Origin of the sequence: Mobilicoccus sp., from assembly GCF_032060985.1 — a bacterium.
Taxonomy (GTDB): Bacteria; Actinomycetota; Actinomycetes; order Actinomycetales; family Dermatophilaceae; genus Mobilicoccus.
Map to the genome: position 1 here is coordinate 53,187 of NZ_DAMBGD010000014.1, position 20,388 is coordinate 73,574.

The window sequence follows — 20,388 nt, forward strand, 5'->3', positions numbered from 1 at the left end:
ACGGTGGCCTCCTCGCGTCGCGGCCGCGCCCGCGTCGAGCGCGTTCGCGTTCAGCCTAGTCGGCCGGCCGCGGGCCGATCGTGATCGGGAGACGCCGGGGGCCGAAGGTACCGGGCGATTCCTCGAAGACCCCGGGGACGACGTGCCCACACCGGGGACAGCGGCCCCGTGCGTGGTCGTATCGCCGGGTCCCGTGCTCGGATCCGCGCCTGTCATCGTGCGCGTCGCGGGCCTCGTGCCGCCCGCGGGGGACGCGGGGATCGACCCGCAGGCGGTAGGCGAGGACGCGGTAGCGGTCGCGTTCGACGACGTCGAGGCCGCACCCCGGACAGCGGGTCGCCTCACCCTCGGGGTTGACGACGTTGCCCGTGTAGACGTACCGCTCGCCGGCGGCCCGGGCGATCTCGCGGGCCCGCAGCAGCGTGGCGAGGGGGGTGCGGTCGACGTCGGTCATCCGGTGATCGGGGTGGAACGCCGAGAAGTGGTGGGGAACGTCGGGCCCGAGGTGGGCGACGAGCCAGGAGGACATCGCCTCGAGTTCGGCGGTCGAGTCGTTGACGCCGGGGATGAGCAGCGTTGTGATCTCGAGCCACACGCCGCTCGAGGCGAGATGCGTGAGGGTGTCGAGCACCGTGGCCAGGCGGCCCCCGGTGACCCGCGCGTAGAACTCCTCGGTGAAGCCCTTGAGGTCGACGTTCGCCGCGTCCATGTGGGCGAAGAACTCGCGCCGTGCCTCGCCCTGGACGTAGCCCGCGGTCACGGCGATCGAGGCGAGTCCGCGCTCCCGGCAGGCCCGCGCGACGTCGATGCCGTACTCGGCGACGATCACCGGGTCGTTGTAGGTGAGCGCGACGCTGCGGCAGCCGTGTTCCCGCGCCGCGACGGCGATGGCCTCCGGCGAGGCCTGCGCGGCGAGGGAGTCGGTGTGGCGCGAGGTGCTGATCTCGTGGTTCTGGCAGAACCGACAGCCGAGGTTGCAGCCGGCCGTGCCGAACGAGAGGACCGACGTGCCCGGGAGGAAGTGGGCGAGCGGCTTCTTCTCGATCGGGTCGATGCAGAAGCCGGAGGACCGCCCGTACGTCGTGAGGACGAGGCCGTCCTGCCCGGCCGCGCGGACGAAGCAGAAGCCGCGCTGACCGGGTCGCAACCGGCACTCTCGCGGACAGAGGTCGCACTGCACCCGGCCGTCGTCGAGGGTGTGCCAGTACCGGGCGGGGACGCCGGAGGGGGCCTCGCCCGGGGTGCTCACGACTCCTCCCAGGACGTGACGGTGTACGTCGAGACGACCGTCTCGTCGTCCCAGAACCCTTCGGGCAGAACGGCCTTGGCGCGCAGGTGATCGAGGAAGGTCGCCGGGTCGGGCAGCTGAGCCCACACCTGCGGCAGGAACGTGCCGCGTCGGCCACGGTGTTCGAGGACGACGCCGTCGACCCCCGGCCGGAGTGCGGCGCGCACCTCCGCCTCCGCCGAGACCGGCAGCCGGACCGGCGCCGAGAGCACGGAGACCTCGATGCGCACCTCGGCGAGCTCGGGCGGCGTGAGCGGTGAGAACCGTGGGTCGCGGAACGCGGCCGAGCGGGCGTTCGCCTCGACGTCCGTGCGCAAGGGTCGGTACGCCTCGAGGCTGCCGATGCAGCCACGCAGGCGACCAGCCCGGTGAAGTGTGACGAACGAGGCGCCCGGAACGTCCAACCACGAGGTGTCCGTTGGGGATTCGGCGACGGGTGGGGCAGGGAGGTCGAGGTCGCGAGCGATCGCCGCCCGGGCGAGGGGGAGCAGGATCGCGCCCGCGTCGTCGGGGAGACGGTCCGCATCGGTCCGCGGGTTCACGGCGCCGCTCCGTCGGGATCGCTGAACGTCACCGACGCGTATCCGACCACCCGCCGCCGATCACCCGCGGTGTCGCCGGAGTTGCACGCCTCGACGAGCCGTGGCACGAGTCCGTGTCGCCGCGCCCAGGCGAGGACGCCGGTGAGTGGGGCGGCGCCGCAGGCCTGTTCGGCGCGGATCGACGGGTCGAGCGCCTCGACCTGAGCGAGGGTGCCCGCGTCCACGCGGACGGCCTCGTCGTAGGGAAGGTAGTGCGAGAGGTCCGAGCTGACGACGAGCATCGTCGCGTCGTCCCCGACCACGGCGTCCAGGACGTCGGCGACGGAGTCGGCGTCGATGCCCCCGACCACGAGGGGGAGGAGAGTGAAGGACGTCAGGACGCGTTGGAGGAACGGGACGTGCACCTCGAGGGAGTGCTCCTGGGCGTGGGCGAGACGCGAGTCGAGCAGCTGAGGGAACGCGGTGCGCAGGGCCGCCGGGACGGGCTCGACCGGCACCTCGCCCAGCGGCGTCGCGAACGCCTGCACCTCGGGGTGGGCCAGACCGCGGACGGGCACCCGATGGACGGGCCCGAGGAGCACGACGCGGGAGATCCGCTCCCGACACCGCCCCACCCGCAGGTATCCGGCGGCGGCGGTCGGCCCGGAGTAGACGTAGCCCGCGTGCGGGGCGAGCAGGGCCCGGAGCCTCGCGGGCTCCTCCGCGGGCGTGAGCGGCACCCGGCTGCGCGCCTCCGACAGGAGCCGATCGAGCGACTCCTGCAACGCACCCGGATCGTCGTCGTAGAACAACCCCGCCACGGCGGGCACACGCACACCGGTCGTCATGGTCCCCATGGTGCGCCCTCGGGACCGCCGGCGTCCGAGGCGGAGGACACCCGTGCCGGTGACGTTCCCCACCGGGCGCGTCGCCGGTTGGTGTCGTCGTGCTGCCCCGGCACAATCGGGGCGGATGGTGAGGTCGACGAGGGAGCCCCAGAGATGATGCCGAAGAGCCGCAGCGCGCGGCACGCCCTCATCACCGACATCCTCGGGCGCAGTGCCGTCCGTTCCCAGAACGAACTGCTCGACCTCCTCGCCGAGGAGGGCGTCGTCATCACCCAGGCGACACTGTCGCGGGATCTCGTCGACCTCGGCGCGGTCAAGGTGCGTCAGGGGCGGGTGCTCGTCTACGCGCTGCCGGGCCTCGGTGGTGACACGACACCGCGACCGGCGCCGGATCCTCGCTTCGTCGAGGAGCGCATCCGCAAGGTCTGCGGCGACCTCCTCGTGTCGGCCGTGCACGCGGGCAACCAGGTCATCCTCCGCACCCCGCCGGGTGCGGCGCAGTACCTCGCCTCCTCACTCGACCACACCCCCGGGCTCGACATCGTCGGCACGATCGCGGGCGACGACACCGTCCTGCTCATCATGCCGGGGGAGCGGGAGGCCGCCGCATGCGTCGACCGACTCCTCAGCCTCGGCAGCGGCGCCTGAGCGAACCGCCCGACGGGCCGGAGGCGCGCGCCGCCTGCGATCTCAGAGCGCGAGCTCGAAGGTCCCCTGCGCGATCATCGTGAGGCCCCAGACCGCGCCGGCGAGGACGACGGCGAGGACGGCGAGCTCGCCGGGAGCGAAGACGCGGACCCGGGACTCGCGGCGCGCCCACACGTAGAGCAGCGTGCCGACGGCGTAGAAGATCGCCGCGAGGCCGAGGTACTCGGGGCCGGCCGCGTAGACCAGCCAGATCGCGTACACCGTGCCGAGCAGGGCGACGGCGAGGTCGCGCCCCCTGCCGTGGGAGTCGTGCTCGTAGGACTCCCCGGTGAGGACGAGCTTGAGCTGGTAGAGGGTCGCCCACAGGTAGGGCAGGAGGATGAGCGAGGACGCGAGCAGGATGAGCGAGTCGTAGGCGTCGGGCTGGAAGGTCGACCGCAGGAGCAGCGCCTGGGTGCACAGCCCGGTGACGATCAGGGCCACCACGGGCGATCCCTTGGCGTTGTCCTTGGCGAACACCCGCGGCATCACGTGCTCCTGGGCGGGCAGGCGGAGGATCTCGGCGCACAGCAGCGTCCATGAGAGGAACGCGCCGAGCACGGAGATCGACAGGCCGAGGGCGATGAGGGTCGCGCCCCAGGGTCCGACGGTCTCGGCGAGGATCGAGCCGAGGGCGGGGTCGGTGACGCCCGCGAGCCGCGCCTGCTCCATGACGCCGTAGGAGAGGAGGTTGACGAGGATGAGCAGGGCGAGCACGGCGACGAAGCCCATCACGGTGGCCCGGCCGACGTCCTTGCGGGTGCGGGCGCGCTGGCTGAAGACGCTCGCGCCCTCGATGCCGATGAACACCCACACGGTGACGAGCATCATGCCCTTGATCTGGTCGAGGGTGTTGCCGAGGGCCATGGGCCCGTCGTCACCCGGGACGAGGGTGACGTGGCCCCAGATGTCGGCGCTGAAGAGGTCCATCCGGAACGCCAGCGCGGTGAGGACGACGAACATGAGGATCGGCACGACCTTCGCGATCGTCACGACGACGTTGACGATCGCCGCCTCACGGACGCCCGCGATGCAGAGGGCCGTCGTCGCCCACAGCACGACCGACCCGAGCGCGAACCCCACCCACGTGAGCTGACCGTCCTGCACGAGCATCCCCGGGGCGAAGTGCCCGAGGGCCGTGACGAGCAGGACGAGGTACCCGACGTTGCCGACCCAGGCGCTGATCCAGTACCCCCAGGCCGAGTTGAAGCCCATGAAGGGGCCGAATCCGGCTCGGGCGTACCCGTACACGCCGCCGTCGACGTCGGGGCGGCGGGTGGCGAGGGTCTGGAAGACGAACGCGAGCATGAGCATCCCGGCGCCCGTGACGAGCCACCCGATGATGAGCGGCCCCGGCGCCGCGCTCTGCGCCATCTGCCGCGGCAGGTTGAAGATGCCGCCGCCGATCATCGACCCCACGACGAGGGCGGTGAGCGCACCGAGCGACAGCCCGGCGGCGGCGACGGGGGTGGCCGACGCGGCCGTGTGGGCAGCGCCGGGACGGGACGAGGTCGTGCTCATGGCGATCGATCCTTCGGGAGTGATCCATCGGACCGCCGGGTGAGCGGTCCGGTGCCGCGGGGGCGCCACACGCCCCCGCGGCGCGACGTGTCACACGTCGAGCGTCAGTTCGTGACGCGGGTTGAGGTCGTCCGGGCCGCCGTAGTCGCCACCGGGCGTGATGATCGTGCCGGCCACGCCCTCGAGCATCGCGACGGCGTCGTCGAGCCGGCCGATGGCCGCGAGGTCGCCGGTGAGCTCGACGAACCGGCACGCAGCCTCGATCTTCGGGCCCATCGACCCGGCGGGGGCGCCGAGGCTGCGCAGGTACCCGGGGGTCGTCGTCGTGATCGGGGCGGCGTGGTCGGTGCCGAAGTCCTTCATCACGTTGGCGACGTCGGTGAGGATGATGAGCGCGTCCGCCTCGAGGGCCTCGGCGAGCCGACCGGCGGCGAGGTCCTTGTCGATGACGGCCTCGACACCCTTGAGCTTGCCCCGCTCGTCGCGCACGACCGGGATGCCGCCCCCTCCGGAGCACACGACGACGGCGCCCGAGGACAACAGCAACCGGATGATCCGGGTCTCGACGACGCGCTGCGGGGTGGGGGAGGCGACGACCCGACGCCACTTCTCACCGTCCTGCTTGACGACCCAGCCCATCTCCGCCGCCTTGGCCCTGGCGGTCGCCTCGTCGTACACCTCGCCGACGAACTTCGTCGGGTCCTCGAACGCCGGGTCGTGCGCCATGACGAGGGTCTGGTTGACGAGCGAGGCCACCTGCCGCCCGGGCAGATTGTTCTGCAGGGATTGCAGGAGCCAGTAGCCGATCATGCCCTGGGTCTCCGCACCGATGGTGTCGAGCGGGTAGGCCCGGCTCAGCGCGGGATCCTTCGCCGACTCCAACGCCAGCACGCCCACCTGCGGGCCGTTGCCGTGCGTGATCACGAGCTCGTGCTTCTCTGCGAGCGGCGCCAGCGATCTCATCGCCTTCTCCGCGTTCGCCCGTTGGATGTCCGCGTCGGGCGTCTGCCCTCGCTCCAACAGGGCGTTGCCACCCAGGGCCACGACGATCCTCATCCAGCCATCTCCTTCGACGGACTCATCACGCAGGGGTGCATCAGGTACCGACCGGCGATGACGGCATCGCTGTCGGGGGGCGAGGGTGGTGGCGGGCCGGACGACCCGCCACCACCACGACTCGCGTCAGGACCCGAGGGTCGCGACCATGACCGCCTTGATCGTGTGCATGCGGTTCTCGGCCTGGTCGAACACGATCGAGGCGTCGGACTCGAAGACCTCGTCGGTGACCTCGAGGGCCGCCATACCGGTCTTCTCGTAGATGTCCTCGCCGACCTTGGTGTTGCGGTCGTGGAACGCGGGCAGACAGTGCATGAACTTGACGTCGGGGTTGCCCGTGGCCGCCATCGCCTCGCCGTTGACCTGGTAGTCCCTCAGCAGCGCGATGCGCTCGTCCCACACCTCCTTGGGCTCGCCCATCGACACCCACACGTCCGTGTAGAGGAAGTCGGCGCCCGCCACGCCCGCCGCGACGTCGTCGGTGATCGTGATGCGCGCTCCGGTCCTCTCCGCGATGCCCCGGGCCGTCTCGACGATGTCGGCGCTGTTCTGCAACTCCTTCGGGGCGACCATCCGCACGTCCATGCCGGCGAGGGCGCCGGCGACGAGCAGGGAGTTGCCGACGTTGTTGCGGGCGTCGCCGAGGTAGGCGTAGGCGATCTGGCGGCGCGGCTTGTCAGAGTGCTCGATCATCGTGAGGTGGTCGGCGAGCATCTGCGTCGGGTGCCACTCGTCGGTGAGGCCGTTCCACACCGGCACGCCCGCGTACTCCCCGAGGGTCTCGACGTACTCCTGCTTCGAGCCGCGGTACTCGATGCCGTCGTACATGCGCCCCAGCACCCGCGCGGTGTCCTTCATCGACTCCTTGTGGCCGATCTGGCTGCCGCTGGGGTCGAGGTAGGTGACGCCCGCGCCCTGGTCGTGCGCCGCGACCTCGAAGGCGCAGCGGGTGCGGGTGGAGGTCTTCTCGAAGATGAGCGCGATGTTCTTGCCGACGAGGCGCTTGCGCTCGGTGCCGGCGTACTTCGCGGCCTTGAGGTCGGCCGACAGGGTGAGGAGGAACTCCCACTCGGCCGGGGTGAAGTCGACCTCCTTGAGGAAGTTGCGGTTGCGCAGGTTGAACGCCATGTCAGATGTCCTCTCGCTCGATGGGGCAGCTCATGCAGCGCGGGCCGCCGCGTCCGCGGCCGAGTTCGCCACCGGCGATCGTGTGGACCTCGATGCCGTTCGCGCGCAGGTAGTCGTTCGTCACGGTGTTGCGCTCGTAGGCGACGACGACGCCCGGACGCACGGTGAGCACGTTGCACCCGTCGTCCCACTGCTCGCGCTCGGCGGAGCCCATGCTCTGCGGGGCGGTGAGGGTGCGGATCTCGTCGATGCCGAGCGCGTCGGCGATGGCCGCGTGCATGTCCTCGGGCGCGTGCTCGGTGACCCGGAACCCGGCCTCGTTGTCCTCGGGCTCGAGGGTGTAGGAGGGCAGCATGCCCAGGCCGGCGAACTTGGTGAACGACCGCTCGTCGACCATCGACATCACGGTGTCGAGGTGCATGACCGCGCGGTACTTGGGCATGTGGAGGCCGACGATCTTGGTCGCCGCCCCCTTCTTGAACATCTGCTGCGCGAGCCGCTCGACGGCCTGTGGGGTGGTGCGTTCGCTCATGCCGACGAGGACGGCGCCGCGGCCGATGACGTGGACGTCGCCGCCCTCCATCGTCGCGAGCCCGGTGCCGAGGCCGCCGCCCCAGTACTCGAACGGGGCGTCGGCGCGCGAGAGCGCGGGGTGGTAACGGTAGATGGCCTCGTAGTTCATCGACTCGCGCATGCGGGCGACCATGCGCATCGAGTTGACCGAGACGCCGTTGTAGACCCAGCACGAGGTGTCGCGGGTGAACAGGTGGTTGGGCAGGGGGGCGAGCAGGTAGTCGCTGCCGGCGTGGGTCTTGAGGACCATCGACTGCGGGTCCTTGTCGGCCCGGCGCAGCGCCTCCTCCTTGCTGAGCCCGCCGATGAGGACCTGGGCCAGTTCCTCGCTCGACATCGCGTCGAGGACGGTCATGAGCGGGTCGATCGCCGCGGGCCCGAACACCTGCGAGTCGAGCAGCGAGGTGAGCAGGAACTTGCGGGCCTCGGGGACGTCCATCGTCTCGGTGAGCAGCTTGTCGAGGTACATCACCTCGACGCCGAGTCCCCTGAGGACGTCGGCGAACTCGTCGTGTTCCTGCTGGGCCCGGGGGACCCAGGGCAGCTCGTCGAAGAGGAGGTCGTCCTTGTTCGAGGGGGTGAGCCTCGCGAGTTCGATCCCCGGCCGGTGGAGGATGACGCGCTTGAGCTGGCCGACCTCCGATCCCACGTACATCTTGCTCATGAGCAGACCTTTCTCGTCGCCGTCCTCGGCGCGGACACGAACGTGTGTGCGCCGGGAAGAATCATGGGGCCGGAGGACGCCTCTTCCGCCTCGCTGTGCGAACACGACGCTAGGTGTCGCGACGAGCCGGCGTCCCGGCTTTCCCGGACATCGCCGGAGCCGGGTGAGTACTCATGCACGCGGCGGCCGGGGCCGACGGGTCGCACCGAATAGGTATGCGTCGGGGGGTATCGACACGGCCCGTGATCCTCGTCACGTGTGGGCGGGCCCCGACTCGCTGACCTGCGGACGGGCACGCACCCAGGTGTCGTCGTCCGACCACGACGTCCGACGCGAGTCCGACCGACGTCGTCGTCCGACACCGCTGCGCCGCAGGGCAATTGCGGTTCTCGGCGGGTGCCACGGGCGAGGAGGCTCCGCAGACGTCCCGGAGAACTTGCACGGTTCCCCGCCGTCGCCCCTCGCGTTCCCGGAGGGGACGCCGACGCCCGGCGCGCGCGGGGCGGCCGGGCGTCGGAGGCGGTGCACCGGAGGGTCGGGTCGTCTCGGCGGGGCGGGTCAGTCCTTGCGTACGGGGGTGCCGGGCTCGGCGCCGGGCTCGAGGACCTGCTCGTCGGTGACGGCGTCGCCGACGATGTTCGTCGCCGACTGCGGCCACGCGAAGTATCGGAACGCGGTGTTGACCATCGCCTGCAGCCGGTTACGACCGCCGAGCAGGGTGGCGAGGTGGACGCCGACCCACAGGGTCCACGCTGGGAACCCGGTGACGGTCTTGCCGCCGGGGAACTGGACGACGGCGGCGTTGCGGCCGATGGTCGCCATCGTCCCCTTGTCGTCGTAGGCGAACGGGACCGTGGCCTCGCCGTTGCCGGCGGCGACGATCTGGCGACCGACGTGGGTGCCCATCTGCATCGCGGGCTGGGCGAGCTGGGGCAGCGGGCTGTCGGGCTCGATCGCGCAGTCGCCAATGGCGTAGATGCCGGGATGGCCCTTGACCTGCAGGTCGGGCTCGACCTCGATGCGGCCTCCGCGGCCCTGGGGCAGTCCCCACTCCGAGACCTCGGGGTGGGCCCCGACGCCGGAGGCCCAGATGACGATGTCGACGTCGAGGGTCGTGCCGTCGGCGAGGTCGACGGAGTCGGCGCGGACCTCCTTGACGGCGGTACCGAGGCGCACGTCGACACCGCGCTTGCGCAGCTGGTGCAGGGTGTAGCGCTGCAGGCGGGGGTCGAACGGCGCGAGCAGGGTCTCGCCCATCTCGGCGAGGACGACGCGGAAGCTGTCCTGGCTGAGCTCGGGGTAGACGACCGGGATGGCCTCGGACTTGAGTTCGGCGAGGGTGCCGGCCATCTCGACGCCGGTCGCGCCGCCGCCGACGACGAGCACGGTGAAGCGGCGGTTGGGGTCGCCGAGGCTCGTCATCTGTTCCAGGCCCGAGAAGAGCAGGTCGCGGACCGCGAGGGCCTCGGCGCGCGAGTAGATCGTGCGGGCGTGCTCCTTGGCGCCGGGGATGCCGAAGAAGTTGGGGCCGGCGCCCTGGGCGAGCACGAGGACGTCGTAGGGCAGCGGGGCGCCGCGGTTGGTGAGGACGCGCTTGTTCTCGGTGTCGATGCCGGTGACGGTCGCCCGACGGAACTTGGTGCGGCCCTTGGACCGGGAGACGAAGCGGCGCAGCGGGAACGCGATGTCACCGGGGTTGAGGCCACCGGTGGCGACCTGGTACAGCAACGGCTGGAACGTGGTGTACGGGTGACGGTCGACGAGCGTGACGTCGAAGCCGGCCTTGGCCAGCTCGTGGTAGGCGTGCTGGCCTGCGAATCCGGCTCCGACGATGACGGCGCGGGATGCCATGGGCCCTCCTGAGGATGGGGATCGGGTGGGAACCGGCGTCCCCCGCGGGGACACGGTCCTCTCTGGTCCAACAGTAGGACCACCGTCCCCATTCGCCCGTCGGAGTGTGCCTCTGCTCACGGCGTCGGCCCACGGCGTCCGCTCACGCGAGCGAAGTCTGCGCGGTCGGCGGGGTGACCTGCGGCTCCTGCGTGGTCGCCACCGTCGGGTGTGCGCCGGGTCGCAGCGACCCCCGGCGGGTCGCGCGGCGACTCGGGGTAGGCTTCCAGCCGTTCGACGTCCTTTAACCACCGTCCTGTGAGGCGGGGAAGGAGGTCAGGCGCGGTGACGCGACCCGACTCAGCACAGACCCCATCGGTGAACGAGAGGGGGGCTGAGTCGCTTTCCACCGACGCCTCGGCCCCTGGGAAGACCGGACAGCAGGCGACCCCGCTGCCGGAGAACAGCCGGGTGGTGCTCGGCTCCGACGAGATCAACCGCGCGCTGCGCCGCATGGCGCACGAGGTGCTCGAGGGCAACAAGGGCGGCGAGGACCTCGTGGTCCTCGGGATCCCGACCCGCGGTGTCCCCCTCGCCGTGCGGCTGGCCGCGCTCATGAGCGAGGTCGAGGGGCGGGAGATCCCCGTCGGCACCCTCGACATCACGTTCTACCGTGACGACCTGCGCCGTAATCCCACGCGCCGCATGGAGCCGACGCGGATCCCCGACTGCGGCATCGACGACAAGGTCGTCGTGCTCGCCGACGACGTCCTCTACTCCGGCCGGACGATCCGCGCCGCGCTCGACGCGCTCGGGGACATCGGCCGACCCCGCGCGGTGCGGCTCGCGGTCCTCGTCGACCGCGGGCACCGCGATCTGCCCATCCGCGCCGATCACGTCGGCAAGAACCTGCCCACATCCAACCGTGAGCGCGTGCACGTCGCCCTGCGGGAGCAGGACGGCGAGGACAGGGTCACGATCTCCGGAGGCGACCGCTGATGAAGCTGCCCCACCTGCTCACCGTCGACGGGCTGTCGCGGCGTCAGATCACGACCCTGCTCGACACGGCGGTCGAGATGGAGGCCGTCGGACACCGCGAGGTCAAGAAGATCCCCGCGCTGCGCGGCATCACGATCGTCAACGCGTTCTTCGAGGACTCGACGCGCACGAAGATGAGCTTCGACCTCGCGGCCAAGCGCCTGTCGGCCGACACGATGGCGTTCGCGTCCAAGGGTTCCTCCACGGCCAAGGGGGAGTCGCTGCGCGACACGGTCCTCACGATCGCCGCGATGGGCGTCGACGGGTTCGTCATCCGCCACAAGGGCTCCGGCGCCCCGCAGCGGGCGATGGACTGGACCGGTCTGCCCGTCGTCAACGCCGGTGACGGCATGCACGGCCACCCCACCCAGGCCCTCCTCGACGCCTACGCGATGCGCAGCAGGCTCGGGGACCTCGAGGGCAAGCACGTCGCGATCGTCGGGGATCTGTTCCACTCCCGCGTCGTGCGCTCCAACCTCGCGTGTCTGCGTACTCTCGGCGCCAAGGTCACCCTCGTCGCCCCACCGACGCTCATGCCGCAGGGGATCGCCGAATGGCCGGTCGTCGCCGCGGGCCCGGGCGATCCCGGCGTCGAGATCACCTCCCACCTCGACGACGTCCTGCCGCACGTCGACGCGCTGATGATGCTCCGCGTCCAGCGTGAACGCATGAGCGGCGGATTCTTTCCGAGCGAGGCCGAGTACGCCGAGGGATGGGGCCTCACCCGGGCCCGGCTCGCCCGGCTGCCCGAGCACGCGGTGATCTGTCACCCCGGCCCGATGAACCGCGGCCTGGAGATCGCCCCCGAGGCGGCCGACCACGCCCGCTCGCTCATCCTCGACCAGGTCGCCGCGGGCGTGAGCATCCGCATGGCGGTCCTCTTCCACATCTTCGCCGGCGACCCGGACGACCCGGGCGAGCAGCGGAACGACGCGAACACCCCGGCCGCGACCGGGCACGAGAGCGAGGGGTCCAAGTGAGCCACGACCACGGGACGCTGCTCATCACCGGGGCCGACCCCCTCGGCGAGGGGCACCGCACCGACCTGCTGATCCAGGACGGGATCATCCGTCAGATGGACGAGGGCCTCACCGCCCCCGAGGGCGCCCGCGTCGTCGACGCCGGCGGCAAGGTCCTGCTGCCCGGCTTCGTCGACCCGCACACCCACCTGCGTGAGCCGGGGCGCGAGGACACCGAGACGATCGCCTCGGGTGCCCGCGCCGCCGCCGTCGGCGGGTACACCGCCGTGATGGCGATGGCGAACACGACGCCGGTGACCGACACGGCGACCGCCGCGGAGTGGGTGTACGACCGGGGACGGGAGACCCCGCACGTCGACGTCGTCCCGGTCGGCGCGGTCACGAAGGGACTGCTCGGTGAGGAGCTCGCCGAGCTGGGCCTCATGCACCGCAGCCGCGCGAACGTGCTCATGTTCAGCGACGACGGCAAGTGCGTCCACGATCCGCTGCTCATGCGCCGGGCCCTGGAGTACGTCACCGACTTCGGCGGCGTCATCGCCCAGCATGCGCAGGACCCGCGCCTCGCACCGCACACGGCCTGCTGCCACGAGGGTCCGTACTCCGGGCGTCTCGGGCTCCCGGGCTGGCCCGCGGTCGCCGAGGAGTCGATCATCGCCCGGGACATCATGCTCGCCAAGGCGGCCGGCTCCCGCCTGCACGTGTGTCACGTGTCCACCGCGGGCTCCGTCGAGCTCATCCGGTGGGGCAAGTCGATGGGCGTCGACGTCACCGCCGAGGCGACCCCGCACCACCTCGCGCTCACCGTCGCCGAGCTCGAGGGCTACGACAGCGTCTACAAGGTCAACCCGCCGCTGCGGGCGATGAGCGACGTCGAGGCGCTGCGCGCCGGTCTCGCCGACGGCACGATCGACGTCGTCGGCACCGACCACGCTCCGCACGGCCTGCACGACAAGCAGCACGACTTCGAGACGGCGACGTTCGGCATGCTCGGGCTCGAGACGGCGCTCTCGGTGGTCTCGAGCGTGCTCGTCGCCGAAGGACGCATGAGCTGGGCGGACGTCGCCCAGGCGATGTCGGTGCGACCCGCGCGCCTCGCCGGGCTCGACGGCCACGGTCGCCCCATCGCGATCGGGGAACCCGCCAACCTCACGCTCGTCGACCCGGCCGCGACGGTCGTCGTCGACCGCGAGGACACGCAGTCCCTCTCGCGCAACAACCCCTGGCACGGCCGGGAGCTCACCGGCCGCGTCGTCGCGACGATCCTGCGGGGACGCCCGACATTCCTCGACGGTGCCGTCACCGACCTGGGCCCCGAGCCGACGACGAAGGCGTGAACGCGATGACCAACAGGTTCCACACCGCCACCGCGGCCGTCCTCGTCCTCGAGGACGGCCGGGTGTTCCGCGGCGAGGCCTACGGCGCGGTCGGTGAGACCGTCGGCGAGGCCGTGTTCTCCACGGGCATGAGCGGGTATCAGGAGACGCTCACCGACCCGAGCTTCCACCGTCAGGTCGTCGTCATGACCGCCCCGCACATCGGCAACACCGGGGTGAACGACGAGGACGGGGAGTCCACCCGCATCTGGGTGAGCGGCTATGTCGTCCGTGACCCCGCGTTGCGGCCCTCGAACTGGCGCTCGGCCCGCACCCTCGAGGACGACCTGCGCGAGCAGGGCGTCGTCGGCATCAGCGGCATCGACACCCGGGCCCTCACCCGTCACCTGCGTGAGTCCGGCGCCATGCGGGTCGGGATCTTCTCCGGCCGGGCCCTCGAGGAGGGGGAGGGTGGACTGCTCGCGCGCGTCCGCGCCACCCCCGCGATGGCCGGCTCCGCGCTCGCCGCCGAGGTGAGCACCACGGAGGGGTACCTCGTGCCGGCCGAGGGTGAGCGCCGCTTCTCCGTCGCGGCCCTCGACCTCGGGATCAAGGCGAACACCCCCCGGTTGCTCGCCCAGCGCGGCATCGACGTGCACGTCCTGCCCGTGGGCACGACGTTCGAACAGATCGAGGCGCTCGACGTCGACGGGGTCTTCTTCTCGAACGGCCCCGGCGACCCGGCCACCGCCGACGCGGAGGCCGACCTGCTGCGCCGGGTGCTCCAGGCCGGCATCCCGTTCTTCGGCATCTGCTTCGGCAACCAGATCCTCGGGCGCGCCCTCGGTCTCGGCACGTACAAGCTCCGGTACGGCCACCGCGGCATCAACCAACCCGTCCTGGACCGCGCCACCGGCCGGGTCGAGATCACGGCCCAGAACCACGGGTTCGCCGTGCGGTGGCCCAACGAGGAGCTCACGCCGATCGACACGGAGTTCGGCCGCGTCGAGGTGAGCCACGTGTGCCTCAACGACGACGTCGTCGAGGGCCTGCGCCTGCTCGACCGACCCGCGTTCTCCGTGCAGTACCACCCCGAGGCCGCCGCCGGCCCCCACGACTCCGAATACCTGTTCGACCGGTTCGTCGAACTGCTCTCCACCGCGACGAAGGACAAGGTCTCCTGATGCCCAAGCGTGACGACATCGCGAGTGTGCTGGTGATCGGGTCCGGCCCCATCGTCATCGGCCAGGCGGCCGAGTTCGACTACTCCGGTACCCAGGCGTGCCGAGTCCTGCGGAGCGAGGGTCTGCGGGTCATCCTCGTCAACAGCAACCCGGCGACGATCATGACCGACCCCGAGATCGCCGACGCCACCTACGTGGAGCCGATCGAGGCCGGGATCCTCGAGAAGATCATCGCCAAGGAGCGACCCGACGCGGTGCTCGCGACCCTCGGCGGGCAGACGGCCCTCAACGCCGCCATCGCCCTCCACGAGAACGGCGTGCTCGAGAAGTACGGGTGCCCGCTCATCGGCGCCAACGTCGAGGCGATCCAGCTCGGCGAGGACCGCGAGGCGTTCAAGGGCGTCGTCGAGCGCTGTGGCGCGGAGTCCGCCCGCAGCCGCATCTGTCACACGATGGACGAGGTGTGGGAGGCGGCGCAGGACCTCGGGTACCCGATGGTCGTGCGGCCCAGCTTCACGATGGGCGGCCTCGGGTCGGGCTTCGCGCACACCGAGGCGGACCTGCAGCGCTACGCCGGTGCGGGACTTCACGATTCGCCGACCAACTCCGTCCTGCTCGAGGAGTCCATCCTCGGGTGGAAGGAGTACGAGCTCGAGGTCATGCGCGATCACGCCGACAACGTCGTCATCGTGTGTTCGATCGAGAACCTCGACCCCATGGGCGTGCACACCGGCGACTCGATCACCGTCGCGCCCGCGCTCACCCTCACCGACCGCGAGTACCAGAAGCTGCGGGACGTCGCGATCGCCGTCATCCGCGAGGTCGGCGTCGACACCGGCGGCTGCAACATCCAGTTCGCCGTCAACCCCGCCGACGGACGGGTCATCGTCATCGAGATGAACCCCCGGGTGTCGCGGAGTTCGGCGCTCGCGTCCAAGGCGACGGGATTCCCCATCGCCAAGATCGCCGCGAAGATGGCGATCGGCTACACCCTCGACGAGGTCCGCAACGACATCACCGAGGTGACCCCGGCGAGCTTCGAGCCCACGCTCGACTACGTCGTCGTCAAGGTGCCCCGGTTCGCCTTCGAGAAGTTCCCCTCGGCCGACCCGACACTGACGACGACGATGAAGTCGGTCGGCGAGGCGATGGCCATCGGCCGCAACTTCACCGAGGCGCTGCAGAAGGCGCTGCGCTCGATCGAGAAGAAGGGCGGGTCGTTCTCGTGGAAGCGCGGGACGCGACCGAGCGGTGAGCAGGCCCGTGCCCTCCTCGAGCAGGCCGTCACCCCGACCGACGGACGTCTCCTCCTCGTCCAGCAGGCGATGTGGGGCGGGTGCAGCGTCGAGGAGGTGCACGACGCGACCGGGATCGACCCGTGGTTCCTCGACCAGATCGAGCTGCTCGACGACCTCGCCGACCACCTGTCGGAATCGGTGTCCGTGTCCCAGGGCCGCTCGCTGTCGCCGGAACTGCTCGCCCTCGCCAAGCGGCACGGGTTCTCCGACGCGCAGATCGCCGACATCACGGGGATGAAGGAGGACGTCGTCCGCGGGGTCCGCCACGCCCTCGGGCTGCGGCCGGTCTACAAGACCGTCGACACGTGCGCGGCGGAGTTCGCCGCCCGCACGCCCTACCACTACTCCTCCTACGACCTCGAGACCGAGGTCGCGCCCCGCACGCGGCCGGCCGTCATCATCCTCGGCTCGGGCCCCAACCGCATCGGTCAGGGCGTCGAGTTCGACTACTCCTGCGTGCACGCGAGCTTCGCGCTGCGGGAGGCCGGGTTCGACACGGTGATGGTCAACTGCAACCCCGAGACGGTCTCGACGGACTACGACACCTCCAGCCGCCTGTACTTCGAGCCGCTCACGCTCGAGGACGTCCTCGAGGTCGTCCACGCCGAGCAGGTCGCCGGACCGGTCGCGGGCGTCATCGTCCAACTCGGCGGGCAGACGCCGCTCGGACTCGCCGCCGCGCTCAAGGCCGAAGGGGTGCCGATCGTCGGCACCTCGCCCGAGGCGATCGACCGGGCCGAGGACCGGGGCGCCTTCGGTCGTATCCTCGCCGAGGCCGGGCTGCCGGCGCCCCGTCACGGCATCGCGTACGCCCCCGAGGAGGCGATCGAGATCGCCCGCGGCATCGGGTACCCGGTGCTCGTCCGGCCGAGCTACGTCCTCGGCGGTCGCGGGATGGAGATCGTCTACGACGACGCCACGCTGACCCGGTACATCGACAACGCGACGACCCTCGCCCAGGGCGATGCCGCCCACCCCGTCCTCATCGACGCGTTCCTCGACGACGCCGTCGAGATCGACGTCGACGTCCTCTTCGACGGGGTCGACATGTACCTCGGCGGGATCATGGAGCACATCGAGGAGGCCGGGATCCACTCCGGGGATTCGGCGTGCGTGCTGCCGCCGGTCACCCTCGGCCCGGGCGAGCTCGAGCGGGTGCGGGAGTCCTCGCGGCGCCTCGCCGAGGGCATCGGCGTCCACGGGTTGATGAACGTGCAGTTCGCGCTCACCGGTGACGTGCTCTACGTGCTCGAGGCCAACCCGCGGGCCTCCCGCACGGTGCCGTTCGTCGCGAAGGCGACCGGGGTGCCGCTCGCCAAGGCGGCGGCGCGCATCATGCTCGGCGCGAGCATCGCCCAGCTTCGCGAGGAGGGCCTCCTGCCCGCCGAGGGCGACGGTGGCCGCATGCCGGTCGACGCGCCCGTCTCGGTCAAGGAGGCGATCCTGCCGTTCAAGCGGTTCCGCACCGCCGAGGGCAGCGTCGTCGACTCCCTCCTCGGCCCGGAGATGCGCTCCACCGGCGAGGTCATGGGCATCGACCACGACTACGGCGCCGCGTTCGCCAAGACCCAGATGGGGTCGTTGTGGGGCCTGCCGACCTCGGGCCGGATCTTCGTCTCGATGGCCAACCGCGACAAGCGGGCGATGGTGTTCCCCATCAAGCGGCTCGCCGAGCTCGGCTTCGAGATCCTCGCCACCGAGGGCACCGCGGAGGTGTTGCGCCGCAACGGGATCTCCTCGACGATCGTCCGCAAGCACTCCCAGGGTGCGGGCCGCGACGGCGAACCCACGATCGTCGATCAGATCCTCGCCGGCGACATCGACATGGTCGTCAACACCCCGGGCAGCGGTGAGGCCCGGCGCGACGGCTACACGATCCGCACGGCGACGACGAGCATGGACCGCCCGATCATCACGACGGTCCAGCAGCTCGGCGCCGCGGTCCACGGTATCGAGTCGCTGCGCGCCGGCGAGCTCACCGTCGCCTCCCTGCAGGAGCACGCGAAGACCATGCGCCACGTCCGCACGCAGAAGGAGACGTCATGACCGACAGCGAGCAGCTCGCTCCGGCCGTGCAACTCGGCAGCCGTGAACGCGGTGAGCCCGGCGTCGTCCAGGTCGAGGCCCGCGTCGTCGCGACCCGACGCGAGGGCGCCTACCAGTACATGACCTTCGCCGCGCCCGGAGTCCCCGAGCTCGCCCGGCCGGGGCAGTTCGTCGCGCTCACCGTCGGGGGCGAGACCTCAGGACTCCTCCTGCGCCGCAGCTTCTCGATCCACGCGGCGAGCCCGGCGAGCGAGGAGGGTGAGGAGGACATCCTCGACCTCGTCATCGCGCCGCACGCCCCCGGCACGGAGTGGCTGACCACCCGCGAGGTGGGCGACGTCGTCGACCTCGTCGGGCCGCTCGGGCGCCCGTTCCCCCTCCCGCGCGAGAACGTCCCGTGCGTCCTCGTCGGGGGTGGGTACGGCAGCGCCGCGCTCTTCACCCTCGCGATGGCCCTGCGCGATCGCGGTTGCCACGTCGAGCTCGTGCTCGGCGCGGCGACCAAGGACGCGCTGTTCGGCACGTACAAGGCCGAGCGGTACGCCGACGCGGTGACGATCACGACCGACGACGGTTCGGAGGGCACGAAGGGCTGGGTGAGCGACGTGCTCCCCGGCGTCATCGAACGCTGCGGCGCCGCCGTCGTGTACGCGTGCGGGCCGATGGCGATGCTCGAATCGGTCGGGACCCTCGCGACGCAGGCGGGTGCGGTGAGCCAGCTCGCCGTCGAGGAGGCGATGGCCTGCGGCGTCGGGGTGTGCATGACCTGCGTGTTGCCGGTCGTCGGCAACGACGGCGTCACCCGCATGGTCCGCTCGTGCGTCGAGGGGCCGGTGTTCCGCGGAGACCGGCTGCGGTGGGACGCGATCTCCGGTGGACGCGCGGTCGTCCCCGAGGACGCCTACGGGGCGCCGGTCCCGGCGGTCCCTTCGACCCCCGTCGCCGGCGCGGTCGAGACCGACCGGGCGGCACAGGAGGCACCCTCCGGCACCGACCTGCCCGAGGAACCCCAGGACGGGCCCCCGACCGCGACCGTCCCCGACCCGCACGGCGCCGGTGCCCCTGCCGCCACGCCGGCGGGGGAGGGGGCCGCCCGACGCGGCGGGAGCCCCGACGACTCGGGTGGCGATGTCTCGGGCCGCGACGGCTCGGCCACCGGCGGGGCCACGGGCCGGTCAGGCGCAGGCCGGTCCGACACGACGAAGGGCGGGCACTGATGTTCGAGTGGCTCAAGGGAGAGAAGAAGCCCGGCACGGAGACCGGTCGTGCCGCTGGTGCCACGGGTGCGTCGAGGGTGCCCTCGCGTGGTGGCGAGCGTGGCGACGGGACCGCGCGTGGTGCCGCGACCGGTGTCTCGACGGGTGCCGCAGGCACGCGGTCCCGGGGTGCGACCGGCACCGACGGTTCCCGCGCCGAGGAGATCGCCCGCGCCCGTGAGGCGGTGGACCTCGCCACCGAGTTCACGGCCGGGGCCGGGACGACGCGCCTCGCCAACCCCGTGATGACGGCGTCGGGCTGCGCGGCGAACGGGCGCGAGCTCGACCGGTTCTTCGACGTCACCGAGCTCGGGGCGTTCGTCACCAAGACCGTGATGGCCGCCCCGCGATCCGGCCGCGGTACTCCGCGGATGGCCGAGACGCCGTCGGGGATGCTCAACTCCATCGGTCTCCAGGGCCCGGGGATCGACGCGTTCTGCGAGCAGGACCTCGTGTGGCTCGCCGAGCGCGGCGCACGGGTGCTCGTCTCGATCGCCGGCGGTGACGCCGAGGAGTTCGCCGCCGTCGCGGCCCGTCTGCGCGAGTCGCCCGGGGCGGAGGCCGTCGTCGGTGTCGAGGTCAACATCTCCTGTCCCAACGTCGCCAACCGCGGCCTCGTCTTCAGCTGCGACCCGGAGGCCTCGGCGCGTGTCGTCGCCGCCGTCACCGCCGAACTCCCCTCGCACTGGCCCGCGTTCGCCAAGCTCACCGCCGACGTCACCGACATCGTCGCGATCGCGCGCGCGGCGCTGGAGTCCGGGGCCGCGGGTCTCACGGCGATCAACACCCTGCTCGGCATGCGCATCGACACGACGGCGATGCGGCCGCACCTCGGCGGGATCACGGGCGGTCTGTCGGGCCCGGCGATGCGACCGGTCGCCGTCCGGGCCGTGTGGCAGCTGCACGCGGCGATGCGCACCGGCGCGCTGCCGCAGGCCCCGATCCTCGGCGTCGGCGGCATCGCGACGGGTGAGGACGCTCTCGAGTTCCTCGCGGCGGGTGCCTCGGCGATCCAGGTCGGAACGGCGACCTTCCACGATCCGCAGGCCCCGGCCCGCGTCCGCGACGAACTCGCCCTCGCCCTGCACCGTCGCGGGCTGGGCTCCGTGCGCGAGGTCATCGGCGCGGCCCACGGCTGATCCCCGGACACCGGCTGC

The 20,388-nt window shown here is 71.5% G+C and carries 16 protein-coding genes; 8 read left to right on the plus strand and 8 right to left on the minus strand.

All coding sequences use genetic code 11. The features are described 5' to 3' along the window. Positions 1–55: 55 nt before the first annotated feature. From amrS to amrB, 3 genes are read right to left on the minus strand one after another with little or no spacing between them, the layout of a single operon-like run. Positions 56–1,249, minus strand: coding sequence for an AmmeMemoRadiSam system radical SAM enzyme (amrS, locus tag RT054_RS11505; protein ID WP_313023680.1), 1,194 nt, complete (start codon positions 1,247–1,249; stop codon positions 56–58). Further along, a complete protein-coding gene (amrA, locus tag RT054_RS11510) occupies positions 1,246–1,830 on the minus strand; it encodes an AmmeMemoRadiSam system protein A (protein WP_312720471.1) in 585 nt (194 codons plus the stop codon). The genes amrS and amrA overlap by 4 nt, the downstream gene beginning before the upstream one ends. Further along, positions 1,827–2,657: an AmmeMemoRadiSam system protein B gene (amrB, locus tag RT054_RS11515; protein ID WP_313023681.1), complete on the minus strand. Its 831-nt coding sequence runs from the start codon at positions 2,655–2,657 to the stop codon at positions 1,827–1,829. The genes amrA and amrB overlap by 4 nt, the downstream gene beginning before the upstream one ends. A gap of 153 nt (positions 2,658–2,810) precedes the next feature. Between amrB and RT054_RS11520 the strand changes: the two genes are divergently transcribed. After that, entirely contained in the window at positions 2,811–3,305 is a 495-nt protein-coding gene (locus tag RT054_RS11520; RefSeq protein WP_313023682.1) for an arginine repressor, read from the plus strand. Positions 3,306–3,347: 42 nt separating this feature from the next. Here the strand turns inward: RT054_RS11520 and arcD are convergent, their stop codons facing one another. From arcD to RT054_RS11545, 5 genes are all read right to left on the minus strand, one after another. Next, positions 3,348–4,865 carry an arginine-ornithine antiporter gene (arcD, locus tag RT054_RS11525; protein ID WP_313023683.1) on the minus strand — a complete coding sequence of 506 codons (1,518 nt, stop codon included), beginning with the start codon at positions 4,863–4,865 and terminating at the stop codon, positions 3,348–3,350. 90 nt (positions 4,866–4,955) lie between these two features. Further along, complete coding sequence (locus RT054_RS11530; RefSeq protein WP_313023685.1) at positions 4,956–5,921, minus strand: carbamate kinase; 966 nt, start codon at positions 5,919–5,921, stop codon at positions 4,956–4,958. Between the two features lie 126 nt (positions 5,922–6,047). After that, positions 6,048–7,049, minus strand: a complete 1,002-nt coding sequence (gene argF / locus RT054_RS11535; RefSeq protein ID WP_313023686.1) for an ornithine carbamoyltransferase — start codon at positions 7,047–7,049, stop codon at positions 6,048–6,050. A gap of 1 nt (position 7,050) precedes the next feature. Beyond that, positions 7,051–8,286, minus strand: coding sequence for an arginine deiminase (locus RT054_RS11540; RefSeq protein WP_313023688.1), 1,236 nt, complete (start codon positions 8,284–8,286; stop codon positions 7,051–7,053). A 558-nt stretch (positions 8,287–8,844) separates the two neighbouring features. Further along, positions 8,845–10,137 (minus strand): NAD(P)/FAD-dependent oxidoreductase, encoded by a 1,293-nt coding sequence (locus RT054_RS11545; RefSeq protein WP_313023689.1) that lies wholly within the window; start codon positions 10,135–10,137, stop codon positions 8,845–8,847. Between the two features lie 432 nt (positions 10,138–10,569). Between RT054_RS11545 and pyrR the strand changes: the two genes are divergently transcribed. Genes pyrR through RT054_RS11580 form a run of 7 tightly spaced genes read left to right on the plus strand, consistent with a single transcriptional unit; the run spans position 10,570 to position 20,370 of the window. Then, the gene (pyrR, locus tag RT054_RS11550) at positions 10,570–11,115 is read left to right on the plus strand and encodes a bifunctional pyr operon transcriptional regulator/uracil phosphoribosyltransferase PyrR (RefSeq protein ID WP_312721294.1); all 546 of its coding nucleotides are present in this window, start codon (positions 10,570–10,572) and stop codon (positions 11,113–11,115) included. Beyond that, entirely contained in the window at positions 11,115–12,134 is a 1,020-nt protein-coding gene (locus RT054_RS11555; RefSeq protein WP_313023691.1) for an aspartate carbamoyltransferase catalytic subunit, read from the plus strand. The genes pyrR and RT054_RS11555 overlap by 1 nt, the downstream gene beginning before the upstream one ends. Continuing rightward, positions 12,131–13,468, plus strand: coding sequence for a dihydroorotase (locus RT054_RS11560; RefSeq protein ID WP_312721287.1), 1,338 nt, complete (start codon positions 12,131–12,133; stop codon positions 13,466–13,468). Before RT054_RS11555 ends, RT054_RS11560 begins: the two co-directional genes overlap by 4 nt. 5 nt (positions 13,469–13,473) lie before the next feature. After that, positions 13,474–14,631, plus strand: coding sequence for a glutamine-hydrolyzing carbamoyl-phosphate synthase small subunit (gene carA, locus RT054_RS11565; RefSeq protein ID WP_313023693.1), 1,158 nt, complete (start codon positions 13,474–13,476; stop codon positions 14,629–14,631). After that, positions 14,631–17,975 (plus strand): carbamoyl-phosphate synthase large subunit, encoded by a 3,345-nt coding sequence (gene carB / locus RT054_RS11570; RefSeq protein ID WP_313023694.1) that lies wholly within the window; start codon positions 14,631–14,633, stop codon positions 17,973–17,975. Before carA ends, carB begins: the two co-directional genes overlap by 1 nt. After that, positions 17,972–19,192: a dihydroorotate dehydrogenase electron transfer subunit gene (locus RT054_RS11575; protein ID WP_313023695.1), complete on the plus strand. Its 1,221-nt coding sequence runs from the start codon at positions 17,972–17,974 to the stop codon at positions 19,190–19,192. Before carB ends, RT054_RS11575 begins: the two co-directional genes overlap by 4 nt. After that, positions 19,192–20,370 carry a dihydroorotate dehydrogenase gene (locus RT054_RS11580; RefSeq protein WP_313023696.1) on the plus strand — a complete coding sequence of 393 codons (1,179 nt, stop codon included), beginning with the start codon at positions 19,192–19,194 and terminating at the stop codon, positions 20,368–20,370. The genes RT054_RS11575 and RT054_RS11580 overlap by 1 nt, the downstream gene beginning before the upstream one ends. The last annotated feature ends 18 nt before the right edge of the window (positions 20,371–20,388 follow it).

Excerpts from the sequence above, each read along its gene's own strand:
- amrB (WP_313023681.1), bottom strand. The coding sequence starts at position 2,657 with ATGACGACCGGTGTGCGTGTGCCCGCCGTGGCGGGGTTGTTCTACGAC.
- RT054_RS11520 (WP_313023682.1), top strand. The coding sequence starts at position 2,811 with ATGATGCCGAAGAGCCGCAGCGCGCGGCACGCCCTCATCACCGACATC.
- arcD (WP_313023683.1), bottom strand. The coding sequence starts at position 4,865 with ATGAGCACGACCTCGTCCCGTCCCGGCGCTGCCCACACGGCCGCGTCG.
- RT054_RS11530 (WP_313023685.1), bottom strand. The coding sequence starts at position 5,921 with ATGAGGATCGTCGTGGCCCTGGGTGGCAACGCCCTGTTGGAGCGAGGG.
- argF (WP_313023686.1), bottom strand. The coding sequence starts at position 7,049 with ATGGCGTTCAACCTGCGCAACCGCAACTTCCTCAAGGAGGTCGACTTC.
- RT054_RS11540 (WP_313023688.1), bottom strand. The coding sequence starts at position 8,286 with ATGAGCAAGATGTACGTGGGATCGGAGGTCGGCCAGCTCAAGCGCGTC.
- RT054_RS11545 (WP_313023689.1), bottom strand. The coding sequence starts at position 10,137 with ATGGCATCCCGCGCCGTCATCGTCGGAGCCGGATTCGCAGGCCAGCAC.
- RT054_RS11555 (WP_313023691.1), top strand. The coding sequence starts at position 11,115 with ATGAAGCTGCCCCACCTGCTCACCGTCGACGGGCTGTCGCGGCGTCAG.
- carA (WP_313023693.1), top strand. The coding sequence starts at position 13,474 with ATGACCAACAGGTTCCACACCGCCACCGCGGCCGTCCTCGTCCTCGAG.
- carB (WP_313023694.1), top strand. The coding sequence starts at position 14,631 with ATGCCCAAGCGTGACGACATCGCGAGTGTGCTGGTGATCGGGTCCGGC.
- RT054_RS11575 (WP_313023695.1), top strand. The coding sequence starts at position 17,972 with ATGACCGACAGCGAGCAGCTCGCTCCGGCCGTGCAACTCGGCAGCCGT.
- RT054_RS11580 (WP_313023696.1), top strand. The coding sequence starts at position 19,192 with ATGTTCGAGTGGCTCAAGGGAGAGAAGAAGCCCGGCACGGAGACCGGT.